General features: G+C 46.9%; 18 protein-coding genes and 4 tRNA genes. 4 read left to right on the forward strand and 18 right to left on the reverse strand.

Annotation, left to right across the window (positions count from 1 at the left end; genetic code table 11):
- Positions 1-123 precede the first annotated feature (123 nt).
- Positions 124-336 (reverse strand): hypothetical protein, encoded by a 213-nt coding sequence (locus I8U23_RS04230; RefSeq protein WP_049720307.1) that lies wholly within the window; start codon positions 334-336, stop codon positions 124-126.
- Positions 337-629: 293 nt separating this feature from the next.
- On the opposite strand from I8U23_RS04230, the gene I8U23_RS04235 reads away from it, so the two are divergent.
- Positions 630-1,976, forward strand: a complete 1,347-nt coding sequence (locus I8U23_RS04235; protein ID WP_049720308.1) for a DNA recombination protein RmuC — start codon at positions 630-632, stop codon at positions 1,974-1,976.
- 151 nt (positions 1,977-2,127) lie between these two features.
- Here the strand turns inward: I8U23_RS04235 and I8U23_RS04240 are convergent, their stop codons facing one another.
- The 6 genes from I8U23_RS04240 to I8U23_RS04265 all read right to left on the reverse strand — a co-directional run bounded on the left by I8U23_RS04240 (position 2,128) and on the right by I8U23_RS04265 (position 8,365).
- A complete protein-coding gene (locus I8U23_RS04240) occupies positions 2,128-3,291 on the reverse strand; it encodes a DUF819 family protein (protein ID WP_049720309.1) in 1,164 nt (387 codons plus the stop codon).
- Between the two features lie 93 nt (positions 3,292-3,384).
- On the reverse strand, positions 3,385-4,590 hold the full coding sequence (locus I8U23_RS04245) for an ATP-grasp domain-containing protein (RefSeq protein ID WP_069201540.1): 1,206 nt from the start codon (positions 4,588-4,590) through the stop codon (positions 3,385-3,387).
- A 209-nt stretch (positions 4,591-4,799) separates the two neighbouring features.
- Positions 4,800-5,192, reverse strand: coding sequence for a cytidine deaminase (locus I8U23_RS04250; protein WP_037995049.1), 393 nt, complete (start codon positions 5,190-5,192; stop codon positions 4,800-4,802).
- 25 nt (positions 5,193-5,217) lie between these two features.
- A complete protein-coding gene (gene deoC, locus I8U23_RS04255; RefSeq protein WP_037995051.1) occupies positions 5,218-5,874 on the reverse strand; it encodes a deoxyribose-phosphate aldolase in 657 nt (218 codons plus the stop codon).
- Positions 5,875-5,889: 15 nt separating this feature from the next.
- A complete protein-coding gene (locus tag I8U23_RS04260) occupies positions 5,890-7,194 on the reverse strand; it encodes a pyrimidine-nucleoside phosphorylase (RefSeq protein ID WP_037995053.1) in 1,305 nt (434 codons plus the stop codon).
- Between the two features lie 214 nt (positions 7,195-7,408).
- Positions 7,409-8,365, reverse strand: a complete 957-nt coding sequence (locus I8U23_RS04265; RefSeq protein ID WP_049720404.1) for a DNA-binding transcriptional repressor DeoR — start codon at positions 8,363-8,365, stop codon at positions 7,409-7,411.
- Positions 8,366-8,719: 354 nt separating this feature from the next.
- Between I8U23_RS04265 and I8U23_RS04270 the strand changes: the two genes are divergently transcribed.
- Positions 8,720-9,829 (forward strand): S8 family peptidase, encoded by a 1,110-nt coding sequence (locus I8U23_RS04270; RefSeq protein ID WP_369813511.1) that lies wholly within the window; start codon positions 8,720-8,722, stop codon positions 9,827-9,829.
- A 61-nt stretch (positions 9,830-9,890) separates the two neighbouring features.
- Here I8U23_RS04270 and I8U23_RS04275 read toward each other — a convergent pair whose 3' ends face one another.
- The 7 genes from I8U23_RS04275 to I8U23_RS04305 form a co-directional block, all read right to left on the reverse strand.
- Positions 9,891-10,613, reverse strand: a complete 723-nt coding sequence (locus I8U23_RS04275; protein ID WP_049720312.1) for a hypothetical protein — start codon at positions 10,611-10,613, stop codon at positions 9,891-9,893.
- A 368-nt stretch (positions 10,614-10,981) separates the two neighbouring features.
- Positions 10,982-11,530, reverse strand: a complete 549-nt coding sequence (locus tag I8U23_RS04280) for a DUF4352 domain-containing protein (RefSeq protein ID WP_049720313.1) — start codon at positions 11,528-11,530, stop codon at positions 10,982-10,984.
- Positions 11,531-11,759: 229 nt separating this feature from the next.
- Positions 11,760-11,834: transfer RNA gene (locus I8U23_RS04285), tRNA-Val, on the reverse strand.
- A 38-nt stretch (positions 11,835-11,872) separates the two neighbouring features.
- Positions 11,873-11,948, reverse strand: a tRNA-Ile gene (locus I8U23_RS04290).
- Between the two features lie 8 nt (positions 11,949-11,956).
- Positions 11,957-12,033, reverse strand: a tRNA-Asp gene (locus tag I8U23_RS04295).
- A gap of 5 nt (positions 12,034-12,038) precedes the next feature.
- Positions 12,039-12,115 (reverse strand) — tRNA-Met (locus tag I8U23_RS04300).
- Positions 12,116-12,185: 70 nt separating this feature from the next.
- Positions 12,186-12,365 carry a hypothetical protein gene (locus tag I8U23_RS04305; protein WP_037995063.1) on the reverse strand — a complete coding sequence of 60 codons (180 nt, stop codon included), beginning with the start codon at positions 12,363-12,365 and terminating at the stop codon, positions 12,186-12,188.
- Between the two features lie 258 nt (positions 12,366-12,623).
- On the opposite strand from I8U23_RS04305, the gene I8U23_RS04310 reads away from it, so the two are divergent.
- Together I8U23_RS04310 and I8U23_RS04315 are read left to right on the forward strand one after the other, a co-directional pair.
- Positions 12,624-13,136, forward strand: coding sequence for a 2'-5' RNA ligase family protein (locus I8U23_RS04310; protein ID WP_037995065.1), 513 nt, complete (start codon positions 12,624-12,626; stop codon positions 13,134-13,136).
- Between the two features lie 16 nt (positions 13,137-13,152).
- Positions 13,153-13,587 (forward strand): GNAT family N-acetyltransferase, encoded by a 435-nt coding sequence (locus tag I8U23_RS04315; RefSeq protein WP_049720314.1) that lies wholly within the window; start codon positions 13,153-13,155, stop codon positions 13,585-13,587.
- Here the strand turns inward: I8U23_RS04315 and I8U23_RS04320 are convergent.
- The 4 genes from I8U23_RS04320 to I8U23_RS04335 all read right to left on the reverse strand — a co-directional run bounded on the left by I8U23_RS04320 (position 13,584) and on the right by I8U23_RS04335 (position 16,989).
- Positions 13,584-14,423: a PHP domain-containing protein gene (locus I8U23_RS04320; RefSeq protein WP_049720315.1), complete on the reverse strand. Its 840-nt coding sequence runs from the start codon at positions 14,421-14,423 to the stop codon at positions 13,584-13,586. The two genes, I8U23_RS04315 and I8U23_RS04320, sit on opposite strands and share 4 nt — an antisense overlap.
- 23 nt (positions 14,424-14,446) lie before the next feature.
- Entirely contained in the window at positions 14,447-15,103 is a 657-nt protein-coding gene (locus I8U23_RS04325) for a hypothetical protein (protein WP_049720316.1), read from the reverse strand.
- A gap of 206 nt (positions 15,104-15,309) precedes the next feature.
- Entirely contained in the window at positions 15,310-15,519 is a 210-nt protein-coding gene (locus I8U23_RS04330; RefSeq protein ID WP_037995073.1) for a hypothetical protein, read from the reverse strand.
- A gap of 99 nt (positions 15,520-15,618) precedes the next feature.
- Entirely contained in the window at positions 15,619-16,989 is a 1,371-nt protein-coding gene (locus tag I8U23_RS04335; protein ID WP_165489698.1) for a hypothetical protein, read from the reverse strand.
- Between the last annotated feature and the right edge of the window lie 392 nt (positions 16,990-17,381).

Genomic DNA, 17,381 nt, shown 5'->3' on the forward strand with positions numbered 1-17,381 from the left:
CCCTGATGAAGAAAAACGATAAAAAGAAAAAGTAAATAAGGTGTTAATCTTGGGAGAAGATTAACACCCGTTTTCAGCATTGGTGATTGCCATGGTGCAACTCTTCCAAAAAGGATATATCCATCATTCCGTCGCCAACCCTTCCAACCGTTCTTTTATATAACAACACAGGGTGGTTTGTTTTTCCGGATTTTTCTCAGCAGAAACGCCTTTTTCGATTCCTCCCGACTGAAGCAGCATTTCCCAATGATTCAGCCATATTTTATTGCTTGGTGGCATCAGTACGATCAGAGTCATGACAGAAGCTACGATGATCAAAAAAGACGTTTTGTTCATTTTTCACTCCTTATATTAAAACGCTTCGTCCTGTGTTTTCATTTTAAAAAGGAATACGGAGAGGGTCAAGATTCCACGGCTTGTATTCTATAAGATTTATTGAACAACATGGATCAATCTGGTCACAATTGTGGAAAACAAACATTCAGGTCCGGTAAACTGTTAAATTTTTTCCAACACCTAAAAAACGACAAATCCGATCCTTGATCTTCCGCTCCCGGAGACGAAAGAAAAAAAGATCGCTATAATAAGATAAGGAATTTTTAACCAAAGACAAAAAGGTGGGATGCAGAGTGAGTACACTGATCGCCATCCTCTCTCTTCTTCTGAACGGGGGGGTTCTCTATTTTTTGTACCGGCAATCGCTCACGAAAACGAAAGAAAATCCTTGGAACGATCTTTTTTACCAGCTGCAAACGCTCCAAGCCCAGCAAGAAAAATTGGAAAAAAGAGTGCGGGAAGAAATGGGGTACAACCGTCAGGAGTGGAATACGTCTTCACTGGAAAACCGGAGAGAATTGCAGCAGTCTTTCACCACGTTGACCAAAGCCACTTTATCCACGCTACGCGAATCGGCATCGCAACAAAAAGATCTCTTGGACAGCTTTTCCAAACAACTGAATGATCTGACCCGGATGAACGATCAAAAATTTGATCATCTCCGGACCCAAGTCGAAGAAAAACTGGCGGCCATCCAAACCGAAAACCAGAAAAAACTGGAGGAAATGCGCAAAACGGTGGATGAAAAGTTGCACAACACCTTGGAAAAACGTCTTGGTGAATCCTTTCAACTGGTCAGCGAACGTCTGGAACAAGTACATAAAAGCTTGGGGGAAATGCAAAATCTGGCCACCGGTGTGGACCATTTGCGGAAAATATTATCCAATGTCAAAAACCGCGGGGTGTTGGGCGAAATTCAACTGGAGAATATTTTGGAACAAATGTTGTCTTCAGAACAATATGAAAAAAATGTGCGTGTCAAAGAAAACAGCAAGGAAAATGTGGAATTTTGCATCAAACTGCCTTCGAAACAGGAAGAAGGGAAATTTGTATTGCTTCCGATCGACTCCAAGTTTCCCCTCGCAGATTATCAGCGCCTCTTGGAAGCGCAGGAAAGCGGAGATGTCCATCAAATGGCCCAGGCCGGAAAAAACCTGGAAAACCGGGTCAAACAAGAAGCCAAAAAGATCAGCGAAAAATATATATCCCCCCCGAAAACAACGGACTTTGCCATTTTATTTTTGCCTTTGGAAGGTTTATATGCCGAAATCTTGCGCCGTCCGGGATTATGGGAAAGCATTCAGCGCAAATACCGTGTCTCCATTGTCGGGCCGGCAACATTGTCCGCTTTTTTAAACAGTTTGCAAATGGGCTTTCGCACTTTGGCAATTGAAAAGCATACCCATGAAGCTTGGGAATGGCTCAGCATTTTAAAAAATGATTTGTACCGGTTCGGAGACTACCTGGCCAAAGCACAAAGAAAAATTGAAGAAGCCGGAAAAACCATCGGCCAGGCGAGCCGGCAAACGGAAACCATGAAAAAGAAACTGAACAAAGTGGAAAACCTGCCCCAACCCAAAAGCATCCCCCCGACTCCGGCCGATCCCGAAACGGATGAATTAACGGATCAGGGGGAGTGACCGTGGAACAGGTTTTATCATGTGGTGAAACCGATCCGGCCGGAAACGGGCGGGTGGTTCAACACATAACGGGGTGTTCCTTGGGCAGACACAGACAGGCGACGCACCGGCTGCCCAAGGATGGAGTCCCTTTGACCGAAAACCAAAAATCTCAGATAATCATTCTCATGAGGTTCCCCACCATGATCCCGATATAATTGCCCACCGCGTAACCGAAGATCCCCATTAACACGGCGGGAGTCATTAATGAAGCCCAACCTTTGGACGATGCCAGCGCAAGGGCCGTCGATGGCCCTCCGATGGCCGCCTGGCTGGCCACCGCCAACATCTCCACTTCCAGTTTGAACCATTTCCCCACACCGAAAACAATCAGTGCATGTATGGCGATGACAAGAACGAGAAATAGAAACACCACCGGTCCTTTTTCCACCAATGTATTCAAGATAGTCCCGGCGCCCATGGTGGCAAAAAACAGATGAAGCAAATAATTCCCGATCGCCTCTCCCCCTTGCAACCGGGAGACCGGCGTAAACCAGGCCAACAACAGAGCCAATGTGGTATACCAGATCACACTTGGGATTTCAAGGCCGCTGGCTTGCTGAATCCATGGCGTGACCCATTCGGAGACTGCCACGATGGAAAAGGCAACCGCAAGCATTGCCGCCAGATCAAAAATCGTCACTTTTTTGGGTTGGAAGAAACCTTCACCGGCTTTTTCCCCTTTCTCTCCCTTGTCCTGAACCGAAGGGTAAAAGCGGCGGAACAACACCGGAATCACGGCTGTCGCGACCATCCAGACGTTGGTCATGATGTTGTCGGCGGCAGCTCCGGTCGCATACATGGTTTCTGATGTTTCAAGCGCTTTTCCCACCGCCGCATAATTAATCCCGCCGCCGATGTAACTGGCCGCAAATTGGGCGGTGATTTTCCAACTCTCTTCCCCGATCCAGCCGGCCGTCAAAAGCCCTCCCAACACTGCCCCGCAAACGGTACCGATGGCGGCGAGGCCAAAAGCGATAAACGCCGGTTTTCCCAATCGGCGCAAATTTCGAAAATCCGTGGATAACAGTAACAGGACAATGGACAGCGGTACACCGTAATCTCCGGCAAATTGATAAACGGGATTTGATTCCCCCAAAGAAGAAGGAATCACATGCAAATTGACCAAAACCGCCCCGCCGGTGATCACCAGGATCGCGGTTCCGAGAAAAGAGAAAAAACGGTATTTTTGATCCAGCCAAAAGCAAAACCAAATAAGTAAAGTGATTACGGCCCCCACTCCCAAAGGGCTGGTGATCCATGCATCTTGATTCATCCAACTCCTCCTTTTCAAACTCTTTGCTTTTCCACCATTATCATACATTCAATAAAAAAAGTCTTGGATAAAAATATCCAAGACGATACTGATCTACTTCCACTCCGTTTTTCTGTTCACCATTTCGACCGCCTCTTCAATCCGGCTGAGCACTTCTTGTTCCGTCCGTCCGGTAATCACCATGGTCACGACGTAATCCACGCTCGTGCTGGCTCCGGCATAAGATTGCCCCGGTTTGGCGAGCAACCGGTATTCCGTGATCCATTCCGGCAATTCTTCCGCTTTGGGTCCCTTTACAAACGTGCCGTATTTCGGGGGAATCCCGACAAAACCAAATTGGGTTTTTGGTTTTTTCTCTTTCTGCAACCGTTTTGGCAGCTGAACCGGTATCCCGCACTGGGCTTGTACAGAAAATTTCGTCAAATCAACCCCGAAAGCTTGGCGATACTCTTCGCAAATCCGGGATCCCCCGGTGCGGCAAGCCACCTCACACAAGACCAATTCATCATCCGGTGTATGGAACACTTCGGCATGAAAAGAAGTGTGCTCAGGCGTCGGCATTACTTTCAAAACGGAACAAACATACTCTTGCATACGCGCCGTCAGCGGATTTTGCGGTGACAACAAATAACTTCCCAAATATTTGCCCTCGTGAAAAGCCAAGCAATCATTCAAATACTTGGACGGCCAGCATAAAACGATTTCGCCGTTTAGAATCAAACCATCAATATGATACATTTCTCCCTCAATAAATTGTTCCACTTCCAGATTATGCTCCAAGCCTTTGGTCAGGTACCGGATGGTGTCGCGGTCATTCTCCAGAACGGTGGTATTCCTCGACCCCATTCCGTCAACCGGCTTCACCACCACCGGATAATGATGATCCTGAATAAACGCATACAAATCAATGGCTGAATTCAAACGGGCATATTGAGGAACCCGAATGCGTGCCTCGCTTAGAATGGATTTCATTTTGACTTTATCGCGGAACGCGATGGCACTTTCCCAGGATTGCCCTTCAATCCCCAAATATTCCCTCAGCCTGGCTGCCCTCAGGATATCTCTCTCGGCCGTTGCAATGATGGTGTGATACGGATGTTCGCGGTACAATTGCAAAGCTTGAAATTCAATGGCAGAATTATAATCATAATTTTCAAAAGCAAAAACTTGGGCATATTGAGTAAAATCCTTGGCATAAGTGGTGTTTGTCATGAGATACAGATCCTCATTCAGTTCCTTCAACCATTGGTTATAAGGAACATCATAATGGGGCAATCGGTTGAAAATCAGTATACTCAAATTGTTTCCCCCTTTTTTCTGTCTTCTTGAGGATCTCAAAACACCGATAAATGAAGCAAATTCATGAACCCCCGACATTCAGGGTGCTCCTCTTAATATTAGAAAAAACGCTATTTTATGTCAATAAATATATGTAGAAAATGATTAATTTTCTTTTAATTAAAAATACCTTGCGAAACCGGCTTCGCAAGGCTCAAGAGATCGTGGATCTATAAGTCTTTTTTGGAGAACGAATAGGGAAGCAGTTTTCCAACGGTCGTCTCCATGACATCCCCCTTCAAATTGGACAGATAAACCGGCATGTCCGTATCGCAAAACTCTGAAAGCACCTGGCGGCACGCACCGCAAGGCGAAACCGGCCCGTCTGTATCCGCCACCACGGCCATGGCGGAAAAAGAACGTTCGTTTTCTGAAACGGCCTTAAAGATGGCGGTCCGTTCGGCACAATTGGTCAGTCCGTAAGAAGCGTTTTCAATATTGGCCCCGCGGATCACTTTCCCCTCTTTGGTCAAAAGAGCGGCGCCGACTTTAAATTTGGAATAAGGGACATAAGCCCGTTCCATCCCTTTTTTGGCTTCCTCAATCAGTTGGTCACGGTCCATGGATCTCAACCTTTCTGCTTAATGCTTATTTTGCTTCCATGATTTTGACTCCGGAACTGGTTCCAATGCGGTTGGCTCCGGCATCAACCATTTTCATCAGATCCTCCAGGCTGCGTACGCCTCCGGATGCTTTCACGCCCAGATCGTCTCCCACCGTTTTGCGCATCAGTGCGACATCTTCCACGGTGGCTCCTCCTGTTGAAAAACCGGTCGACGTTTTGACGAAATCCGCCCCGGCTCTGGCAGCTATTTCACATGCCCGGACTTTTTCTTCATCCGTCAACAAACAGGTTTCAATGATCACTTTGGTCAACGCTTTTCCTTCGGCCGCCTTGGTCACTGCACGAATGTCTTCTTCCACTTCTTCATACCGGCCGCTTTTTAACAGACCGATATTGATCACCATATCGACTTCCGTCGCCCCGTTTTCAATTGCGTTGCGGGTTTCGAAGGCTTTGGTCTCCGGTGTGGTTGCCCCGAGCGGGAATCCGATCACCGTACACACCTTCACATCAGTCTCTTTTAAAATTTCACAGACCTGCGGAACCCAAACCGGATTGACGCATACGGACGCAAAATCATATTTTTTGGCCTCTTCCGCCAGACGGACAATCTGTTCCCTGGTTGCATCCGGTTTCAACAAAGTGTGATCGATCAGTTTGGCAATTTGACTTTTTTCCATTTCTTCTTCCTCCTGTCATCCTTGAACAATGTCGTGAATCAAAGCAGGCGGTTGAACCGGTTTTTGGCTGATCGCATAAGCCTGTTCCACTTTTTCAATGACGTCTGTCACCGACGAACGGTTGCTGTGAATGGTGACGAGTGTCTCTCCTTTGCGGACGGAATCGCCGATCTTTTTGTTTAACACCAATCCCACCGCCAAATCGATTTCGGATTCTTTGGTGGCCCGTCCGGCTCCCAGCATCATGGCGGCCGTTCCGATTTCATTGGCTGTGATTTCGGAGACATATCCGTCCTCTTTCGCTTTCACTTCCATCGTATACTTTGCGGTCAGCAACTGCTCCGGATGATCGACATACCGGTCGTCCCCGCCTTGCGCCCGGATAAATTGCTTCATGGTTTCAAGCGCTTTTCCGTTGTTCATGGATTCTTTGAGCAATGATCGGGCTTCTTCCGGAGTTTGGGCTTTGCCGGCCAGGCAAACCATGTGGCTGCCCAACGTCAAACAAAGCTCTTCCAGATCTTTCGGCCCTTTTCCTTTCAACGTGTCAATGGCTTCTTTGACTTCGAGGGCATTTCCGACGGCGAAACCGAGCGGTTGGCTCATATCCGAGATCACCGCCATGGATTTTCTTCCCACATTGCCGCCGATTTCCACCATGGTCCGGGCAAGTTGCCGCGCATCTTCCATGCTCTTCATGAAAGCCCCGGCTCCCACCTTCACATCCAATACAATGGCATCCGAACCGGAAGCAATTTTTTTGCTCATGATCGAACTGGCAATCAGCGGAATGGAATTGACGGTTCCGGTCACATCCCGCAAGGCATACAACTTTTTATCGGCAGGCGTCAGCTTTCCGGACTGGCCGATGACGGCGACTTTATTTTGATTCACCAGCCGGATGAATTGCTCATTATCCACCTCGACATGAAATCCGGGAAAGGATTCAAGTTTATCAATCGTTCCGCCGGTATGCCCCAGCCCGCGGCCGGACATTTTGGCAACCGGCACACCGACCGAACCCACCAGCGGCGCCAGCACCAATGTGGTGGTATCCCCCACGCCTCCGGTACTGTGCTTATCCACCTTGATCCCTTCAATGGAAGACAAGTCGATCTGCTCTCCCGAGCGGACGATTTCCATGGTAAAATGAGCGGTTTCCTCAGGAGTCATCCCTTGAAAATAAACCGCCATCAAAAAGGAGGCCATTTGATAATCCGGAATCTCTCCCCGGGTGTAACCTTGCACCAAAAACCGAATCTCTTCTTCGGTCAACGCCTTTTTATCTCTTTTCTTTTCGATCAAATCGATCATCCGCATTTTCCTAACGACTCCCTTCATTCTTTATCGCACAAAGCCATCCGACTTATTCCATTCCTGCCTTCAAAGCAAATATATCAAAGGGGTGAACATATGTAAATTAAAATATTAACAAATGTAAAACCAACATCTTTCCAATCCTCTTTCTCCTTATTATGATCGGCGAAACGGAAAATAAAAAAGAGCATTCAATCCGAATGCCCCGTATCGTCGCTCATTCGTTTTCTCCGCCGCTTTGTTCGTGAAGCAATCGGGCCGTGTGCTGATCTGTGATCAACACGTTGGCATACCGTCCCCGCAAAGCCCCGCGGATCGCCTTCACTTTATTCAATCCCCCCGCCACCAAAACGGAGTGCTCCTTTTTTCTCAATTCGTCCAATTCAATGCCGATGGTTCGTTGATTTAAACGTTCATCGCAAATCTTGCCGTTTTCATCATAAAAACGGGAGCAAATATCCCCGACGGCTTTGGCGGAGAGCAGTTCCAACTCTTCCTTGTTCAGATAACCCAACCGGAACAACAGGGAATCGGACAACGCTTCCCCGACGGTATAAACCGCAATATTGGCCTGTCTCCCCATTTTCAGCAGTTTTTGAATGTGCTTGTCGGCTTCGATTGCTTCTTTCACCACCGCCTTGTCGACAATGGCGGGAAGCGGGAGATAATGCGGAATCGTTCCGTAAGCTTGCCCGAACCTTTGCATGATTTCCGAGGCATAAGTATGCTCCGCCGAGTAACTGACGCCTCCTTTTAATTGCACCACATGCACATGATTGACCGGCTTGTGCTTCAAATGAAGCGCAACCTGATACAAGGTTGTCCCCCAGGCAACACCGATCAAATCCCCGTCTGCAACGATTTGGTCCAAGTACAAGGCCGCCTGCCTGCCAAGCATTTTTTTCACCGTTTTTTCGTCATAGTTGTGAACCGGTACAATCAACACTTTTTTCATCCGGTATCTTTCTTTTAAAGCAGCTGCAAGTTGATCCAAACGAAGAGAAGGATCCACGATTTCAATCCGCACAATTCCTTCTTCTTTGGCCTGTTGCAAAAGGCGCGACACAGTCGGACGCGAAACCCCCAACTGGTTGGCGATTTCCTGCTGGTTGTAATCCTCCTGGTAATACATTTTGGCTGCTTGTATCAACATCTTGAGTTTTGTTTGGTCCATATTTTCACCCATCATCAATTCGTCACGCCCATTATAGCACGGATGGAATCCGGAACTCATCTTTCGCCGCCTTCATACGATGAAAAAAAAGTTTCCTTCCGTCTTTCGGTCAAGCGGACAAGAAAACACTTCCGCATTTTTCGACGGGAACTCCGGCAACGCTCTATTTTCTGAAAGGTTATTTTTATTATTTTTTAATATAAATTCATTTTTACAATAATGAATAAAATTCGTTAAACTTTTGTAACAAATTGAAAATAGAATCCTAACTGAAAATATTTTAGTATAGAAAGGATGAGCCCATTGCTGAAACGTGTATTGTCTCTGGCGGCCATCTTTGCATTGGGAACGTTTATGTCCATTCCGACCGTATCCAACGCCAACGCGGAGACGGTTCAAAAACAGCCTCAGGAAATTATCGTAAAATTCAAACAAAACGCAACATCTTCTGACGTTTCCGCCTTGCATGCCAAAGCAAAAGCCTCCATCACTTCCACCAATAAACAACTGGGTTATCAAGTGGTGAAAGTAAACGAAGGTCAAAACATGGAAGACGTACTGAAACAATACCAATCCAACCCCAATGTGGAATATGTGGAACCCAACCATGAAGTGCATGCCTTTTTCACTCCGAATGATCCCAGATACAGCGAGCAATATGCTCCTCAACTCGTCGGTGCTGAAGAAGCCTGGGATGTGACCCAAGGTTCTTCCAATGTGACGGTGGCCATCGTGGACACCGGGGTTGACTACAACCATCCCGACCTGCAAGGAAAAGTGATCAAAGGAAAAGACTTCGTTGACAACGATGACGACCCCATGGATGAAAATATGCACGGAACGCACTGTGCCGGAATCGCGGCTGCTTTGACCAACAACGGCGTCGGGATTGCCGGTATGGCTCCGAAAGTGAAAATTCTGGCAGAACGTGTTTTGGATGCGAACGGATCCGGCACCCTGGATTCCGTTGCACAAGGAATCACCCATGCCGCTGACCAAGGTGCTGACGTGATCAGCTTGAGCTTGGGATCTCCCCAAGGCGCTTCAACATTGGAAAATGCCGTGAATTATGCCGCAAGCAAAGGAGCTGTTGTGGTGGCGGCAGCCGGGAACGAATCCACCAGCGCTCCCAGCTATCCGGCTTATTATGAAAAAGCCATCGCAGTTGCCGCAACCGACTCCAACGATAAAATCGCTTCCTTCTCGAACTATGGAAGCTGGGTTGATGTAGCCGCTCCGGGGGTAAACATTTTATCCACGGTTCCCGGCGGGGGATACCAAACGGCTTCCGGAACTTCCATGGCCACACCGCTGGTTGCCGGTCAGGCAGCATTGCTCGCCTCCCAAGGCAAAAGTGCGAGTGAAATCCGTCAAGCCATCGAAGGAACGGCTGACCAAATCTCCGGAACCGGCCAATATTGGGCACACGGCCGTGTCAATGCCGCAAAATCTGTCTCTCAATAATGAAGTCGAAAGCTGTCTGTGATTTCACAGACAGCTTTTTTTGATCAGCGGCTGAAAAAATTCATGAGGATACCGGTTTAAAAAATGAAACATGCCGTTTGCCGACTTTAAAATGATGAACCCGGTTGAATCCCTCATGCTCCGGTTTTATCTTCTGACCGGTAATAATGACGGCGACGGAGTTGTTTAAGTCCATCGCTTTCCGCAGATTTTCAAACAGGGATTGGACCGGATTTTCATCATTTCCACGCCAGGAAACCAGATTCCCGTATGGAAGATCGGTGATGATGACCTGGACCCGTTGGACCGGGTTTTCATCCGGCTTCGTGATGTCCCTTTGAAAACAAGTGATTTGGATGGGTTCCTTCTTCAAATAAGCTTTTAACACCTGCACACTGTCCAACGCTTCTATATGCGAAGGTTTTCCATACTCCTTAACGTATTTCCGGATTTCTTCTTCTCTGCGACGAAGCCCTGCAAAAGAAAGCAAGGACAGATTTTTCCGCGCAAACGCCACCATTTTTTCATCATCATCCGAAGCCGCGATTTCACGGATCTTGGAAGCATGCAAAAAACCCAACACGGTCAACAGATAACCCGAACCACAACACGGATCATAGAGCTTGAACCCGTTTTTTTCTTCATTTAAAAACGATTGCGCCCGGTAAAAAATTTCGCTTGCCAACCGGACGGGAAACGGCGCGGAACCGGGGACATTGTACAACACCCGTCCGCTTGCAAAATCACGATAATCTTTCTTTTCGATTTCATAATGATACTTCATTGAATCACCCGATTGTAAATGTTATTCCTTTTGATTGAGAAACGATGTAACAGTCCGCACGAATTTGTCCGGCTGTTCTCTTTGCGGCCAATGCTTGCATTTTTCAAAGATCGCCAAGGGGAGATCCGGCGCATACACCTGAAATTTTTTGACAACGGTGCCAGTACTCCCTAGGACAGGCAGGCGGAATCGATGCCTCCCCCATGCAACAAAACAACAGGCGTTCCATTTTGATCCGGACAGGCTGTATAACCACTTACTCCTATTAAACCATTTTCCTTTGCGCTGATAAATCCGCTTTCACAGTGGATCAAAAAAACCGGGCAAACGGTGCTTCCATTTCTCCCTGCCCGGATCATCAGCTGTCATCAGGAGTGTTGCAATGCCACTTCAAATTTGATTTCTTTTTCATCCGTAAGATTAGGCTTATAAAGGAGCACATATTTTTCTTTTTGGGGAACATCAAAATAGAGGACGCCTTTTTTCGTCTCCCCTTTTTGCAAATCGGCCTTCATAAACCCGTCATCATAGGAAAAATAACTTTGCAATGCGTTCCCGTCCTCATCATATAAATTAAACGCTTCTACCCCCACACTCACCGGTTCATCCTTCTGGTTGGCCAACTGAAATTGAACCGCCAACACTTTTCCCTTCTCCGGCGGAATATATTTGTTTCCGTTTTTTAAAACGGCGCTTTGGACGGTGATCTCCAGCCCGTCAACAGCCGCGGTTTCACCGGTTTGAAACACTTTTTCCTCTTTGGTCGGTTCTTGTTTCTCCTCGGCATCCGTTTTTTCCTCACTGACCGCCGCGAGATTTTCCGCTTTCGGCTCCGCTTTTTGTCCTTGCGTGGAGCAACCCGTCAACACACCCCCTGCGAACAAAAGCGTTGCCCCCCATAAGATCCATCGCTTCATCCAATCCCTCCTTACCTTGGTCTCCGGATAATTCATTCGTATTGAAATCAAAAGTTTTTGTCCGGACCGGACAACCGGGATTGGATGAAGACACAAAAAGCCCGCTCCCCTCATGGAAATCCCCCCATGAAAAGAAGCGGGCTCCGGCCGGCGTCAATTTTGAAACGGATCTGACACAGCGTATCCGTTTACCAAGCAAAAACCCCTTCGCAAAAGAAGGGGTTCGATTTGGTGGGCAGTATTGGAATCGAACCAACGACCTCTTCCGTGTCAAGGAAGCGCTCTCCCCCTGAGCTAACTGCCCAAGTTTTGAATAGTTTGTGAATAGAAAAGGAAGTGATATGGTGGGCCCAACAGGACTCGAACCTGTGACCGATCGGTTATGAGCCGACTGCTCTACCAACTGAGCTATAGGCCCATTAAAGATGGCGGAGCTGACGGGATTCGAACCCGCGATCTCCTGCGTGACAGGCAGGCATGTTAGGCCTCTACACCACAGCTCCACATTTGGTTGCGGGGACAGGATTTGAACCTGCGACCTTCGGGTTATGAGCCCGACGAGCTACCTGACTGCTCCACCCCGCGTCGTTTTCCGCTTTGTCATCAGCGACATGTTTTAATATACAATAATTCTCTGGAACATGCAAGGGGTTTTTTAAAATTTTTTTCTCCAAATGTACCGCACCCCGTATTTCCCTTTTTTGGAGCGGAATACTTCCACTTCCTCCGGGCTGTCGTAACCATACAGCCACCAATCTTCCTGCATGCGTGTTGCCAGGCAGCGCGCTTGAAACGAACTGTCAAACAATTTGGCCCAATAAATCCACTTTGTCATTTTTCACACCCTCCCTGTATGTCTATTTTTTCCGCGGCGCTTCCTTTTCATGCCTGGATAAACGCATATTTTTGCCTGGTTTCATAACCGTTCAATGTGAAACGCATAAAATAAAACAACCATTGCAACACCTCTACATTCCCTCCTCTGAGCAGGCAGGCCGGATCTTTGCGGCCTGTCTTATTCTTTGCAGACAGATGCGTTCTGCTTAAATAAAAGTTATAATAATAGGAGTCACTATTTTGAGGAGGGATTCAGATGTACTACGGCATTGTTGCCTTTCCACAGAAACATGTCCAAGACAAAGTAAACGCTTTACGAAAACGCTATGATCCGCATTATTCCTTAATTCCCCCGCATATCACTTTAAAAGAGAAATTCGAACTTTCTGACGACAAACTCGAGAAAGCGGTTCAAGATCTGGAGAGAATCGCCAAAGAAGTCAAAGCGTTTCAAATTAAATTCCATAAAATCAGCCACTTTCATCCCACCAGCAACACCATCTATTATGCCATTGAAAATGGAGAGCCTTTGGTCAAATTGCACAATAAAATCAGCGAGGTGTTTGAAAGCGTCGAAGCTCCCTACAAATACATCCCTCATCTCACGATCGGGCAAAAAATGGCGGAAGATGAGTTGCATGATGTTTACGGAAGCTTGCGAATGAAAAATGTGCAAATGGAATCAAAAATTGACCGTTTTCATTTGATGTACCAATTGGAAAACGGTTCTTGGAGCATTCATCAATCTTTCCTGCTGGCCAAGGACTGAGAAAGGAAGGTATGCAATGGCAGACACCACCGTAAAACAAGCGACCGGCTCCAAAGAAATGGAGCTTGTCTATTCGATCCGGACCAAGGTGTTCATCGAGGAACAACAAGTGCCAAAAGACTTGGAAATGGACGAATGGGAAGAAAAATCCGTCCATTTCCTTGCCTGGCTGGAAGACATTCCCGTCGGAACCTGCCGCCTCCGTTTTATTGACCATGATACGGGCAAAGCGGAAAGAGTGGCCGTTTTAAAAGAGTACCGAAAAACCGGTGCCGGCACGAAATTGATGGAGGCATTGGAAACCTTCGCCCGGCAAAAAGGGGCCAAAAAAGTCTTGCTGTATGCGCAAGTCTCCGCGTTGCCCTTTTACGAGAAGTTGGGTTATGTCGCTTTTGGCACCCCGTTTGAAGATGCCGGGATCTTACACATGCGGATGGAAAAAATTTTCTAAAGATAAAGGCGATGTTTTTTCAAGTCCTTTATGACGGAGATGTCTGTTGTGCATGTGCCCAGCGGCGCGTGATACATGGAACCGTTTCGCTCCCCGTGAAAGTCCGAGCCCGCTGTTTTCAGCACTCCCAGTTGATCCGCCAACTCCTCATAATGTCTTTTTTGATCGGCCGGATGATCAGGATGGTTCATCTCTATGCCATCCAATCCTTTCTCCACCAAGAGCGGGATCAAGTCGTCTTGCTCATAAAGACCGGGATGAGCAATGACGGCTGCTCCTCCGCTTTGATGAATGCATTCAATCGCTTCAAACGGAGAAATCCGCTCAACCACCGCATAAGCTTTCCCATCTTTCCCCAAATACTGATCAAACGCTTCGTCCATCGTTTTTACGACGCCTTTATCGATCAATACTTCGGCAATATGCGGCCTCCCCGGATTTTTTCGGGCATTTCTTTTCTTTTTGGCGATGACCTCCTCATAAGTAACCGGAATCCCCAATTCGTTTAAACGGTCAATGATTTTCAAATTGCGTTGATGCCGGGCTTCTTGCTGTTTCTTTAATATTTTGAGGAGACGGTTGTCATACATATCAATATGGTATCCCAGCATGTGAATTTCTTTCCCCTGCCACATTGTACTGATTTCCACACCGGGCACCACTTCAATTCCCCGTTTTCTTCCTTCTGCCCGGGCTTCTTCGATTCCCTCGACGGTATCATGGTCGGTGATGGCGATCCCTTTCAACCCGGCTTCCTCCGCCAGCTGCACCACACCGGCGGGAGAAAACAAGCCATCCGAAGCCGTTGTATGCACATGTAAATCCACTTTCCCCATGCAAAACCCCTCCATTCATTGATTCAAAAAACAAACCGAAACAGCCCCATCCCTTCGCCTTTCATCCAGATCCGCACCGGAACCGTCCGGTTCTTCCGCTTTTCAAAAGACCATGCCTGCATCTTTTGTGCCTGCTCTTTCGTCAAAAAAACAACCGGCTTTAATGGATAAAACCTGACTCCCACCTTGACCGGCCTCAACAAGGCATAGTATGTGCACCCTGTCCCCGGTCCATCCGTCCCGGACCACTCAACACGGCATTCGGCCGCATCTTCCAGCAAAGAGCGAAGCTTCACCGTTTGGCCTTCTTGTTGCATCTCATATAACGAATAATAAGACGCAATCAACTTGGAAGCATATTCCCAATAATCATGAAGCTTGGCTTCTTTCAGTACGAATTCCACCATCCTTTCCTGTTTGACATTAAAATAGTCATACAAAAACCACTGCTGAAATATTTGTTCGGGGAGAATGTCCGCTGTTGATTCTTTGGTGCGTTGGTAACCGGTACATCGCTGAAACCAATAAAGAGCCCGCATCTTTTCCCGGATGGAAATCAACCGCCGGGCCCATTGCTCCACTTCTTGAAGCATGGTTTGAAACTCTTTTTCTTTTTGCCGCTGCCATTGCTCCCGCCAATTCGTAAAGTGAATCATTTCATGGTTGGAATTGGAATGCATCCGGATTCACTCCCTCTGTAACATCAAACACGAAGTCCGGCATGAAATCAAACTCGATGGAGGCATGTCCAGGGGCAAACAACGCATTTCAATCCCTCCTGCGGGCAGGATTTTCATCCGGACAAAGGAATCCAGGCCCGTTGAATTTTGTAGTACAAAAAAAGAGTACCCGCTTCAGACCGGGTACTCTCCTCACTCAACACCTTTTACTTCCGTTTTTTGATCTCCTCTTTCATCCGTTCCGCCAATTGCTTCGGGTCCTGATTGGTTGAACGCGTATTTTCATTCACACCCAACTCACGACCCACTTCATTCATCAGTTCTTCGACCTGTTTTTTATTTTGCCCTTGTTGATTGTTGCGTTGTTGTTTTTGATCTTTTTCCCGTCCAAATAATTGGTTGAGAAAGCGGAACATTCGAAGATCCCCCTTTTGGTTGAGTGATATGCTTATTATTTTCTTTTTTGTTCTTTTGCATACAAAAAAGAAGCCACCCCTTGCTATGGCTTCTTTTTATCATTTCTGACTTATTAGTTGTGCCGGATTGTCAAAAACCACCACCGGATAGACCCCGTCGATCTGCGTAAAATAACAACCCGTTTCATTTTTTGCAAGCTTTCCCCGGATCCAAAAACGCTGTTCTGTTGTAAACGAGGGAACCGCCGACAGATGGACAGGTTTCCATTTCCCTTCCAGATAGACCACCGGTCCGGAAGAAGAAAAAGTAAACATCGACATTTCCTGTTTCTCTTCAACCGTTTCCGGATTCTTTTCAGCCTGACAAATGCCATGATCCAAAAGCCATTTACGCACTTCAACCGCAACCGGCAAGGTACGGATCAAATAAATGTAAACTTTCCGGAACACCGGATAAACGTGAGCCATCTTTTCGCTTTCCAACCAGCGGAAAAAATACTTCAGTGTGTTGAGGAAAACGCGGGAACCCTGAGGTGTGCATTTTCCCTGATCCAAATACCATTTACTGAGAAAATGAATAAACGCCTCTTCATCCAAATGCTCCCAGCGAAACCGGTTTCCGAACCGGGAGGACAGGTATTGGTACAATTTATCGATCGATTGGCTGTACAAAGCTTGCGTCCCTTTTTGGAAAGAAGAAACATATTGAATGAAAAATTGTTCAAATTGCTGCATGACATACAAAGGCAACGTTTCATTTTTCTCCTCCAAGACAGGCCATCCGGAGGTTTTTTCTTCTGAAACTTTTGGCCCTGTTTGAACAGATTTTGAATTTTCCATTTCTTCTGCACGTTGAATGGACCAACCAAAAACTCTCCAACCGTTCTCCCAAGTCGTATACTTATTTTCTTCTTCCAAGTGGTTGTATTTCTCTAGTTGCAAAAGTATCTCCCCTCTCATCTCATGCAAGAAGGATGTATAAGGGCCAATCAGTTCATAATGATTGCCGATTCGGACAAACCGCCCGAAAATCAAAGGTGCCGGCGGATATTCTCCTGCCGGATGCTTCACCGTCATCTCCCCGCCGCCCGTCAGCATCCGATAGACCGCTTTTTGTTCATCAAAATCCAACAACTCGTAACAAGTAAAGCGGGATTGGCAAAAGCTTTTTGCAAGTCGTTTCTGGTAGGGATTTTTTTTCATAAGTGTGGAGGCCCAGATCTCTACGGGACGTTTATGATTCAGGCTGGGTGCATCAAACAACAGCCAAAATCGGAAGAAAGCGGACATGTCGTGCGGAATCGGCTTTTCAGGCGGAATGTTCAGCAACTGCTTAAAACGGTCGACCCAATCCAATTGCATTTCTGGTGGCATGTGTCGATGGAACCATTGATTAAACTCATGCAGCAAATCATTCTTCAGTTGACTTTCCCGATCTTCTCTTGCTTTTTCAGCTACAGACAGAGTCACTACCCTTTCACAACATTTTTTGTACTTTTTTCCACTGCCGCACGGGCAGGATTCATTCCGACCTACCATCGTCACACCTCGGATGAAAGATTCCTTGTTTTCAAGTATAGCTCAATCAGCTACCGAAAACAAAGAAAATATCACAAAATATACCAAATATCTGCTTGCATTTCCCCCATACATCACTTTATTCTCACTAACAATATTCCTCTATCTGAGGAAATTTAAACCAAAATGTGACGGCATGATCGGATGGTTTGAATGCTTCATGGAAGGATGGTGTAGCCGGGGCCGTTTGGAGATCATTGCGAAGGAAACGATGTCTCTTCACCCAAGAAGAACTCCCTGCTATAAAAATAATTCCCTATTCAACAAAAAAAACCTGCAATTCT

It is taken from the genome of Thermoactinomyces sp. CICC 10735 (assembly GCF_016055175.1).
Lineage (GTDB): Bacteria > Bacillota > Bacilli > Thermoactinomycetales > Thermoactinomycetaceae > Thermoactinomyces > Thermoactinomyces vulgaris.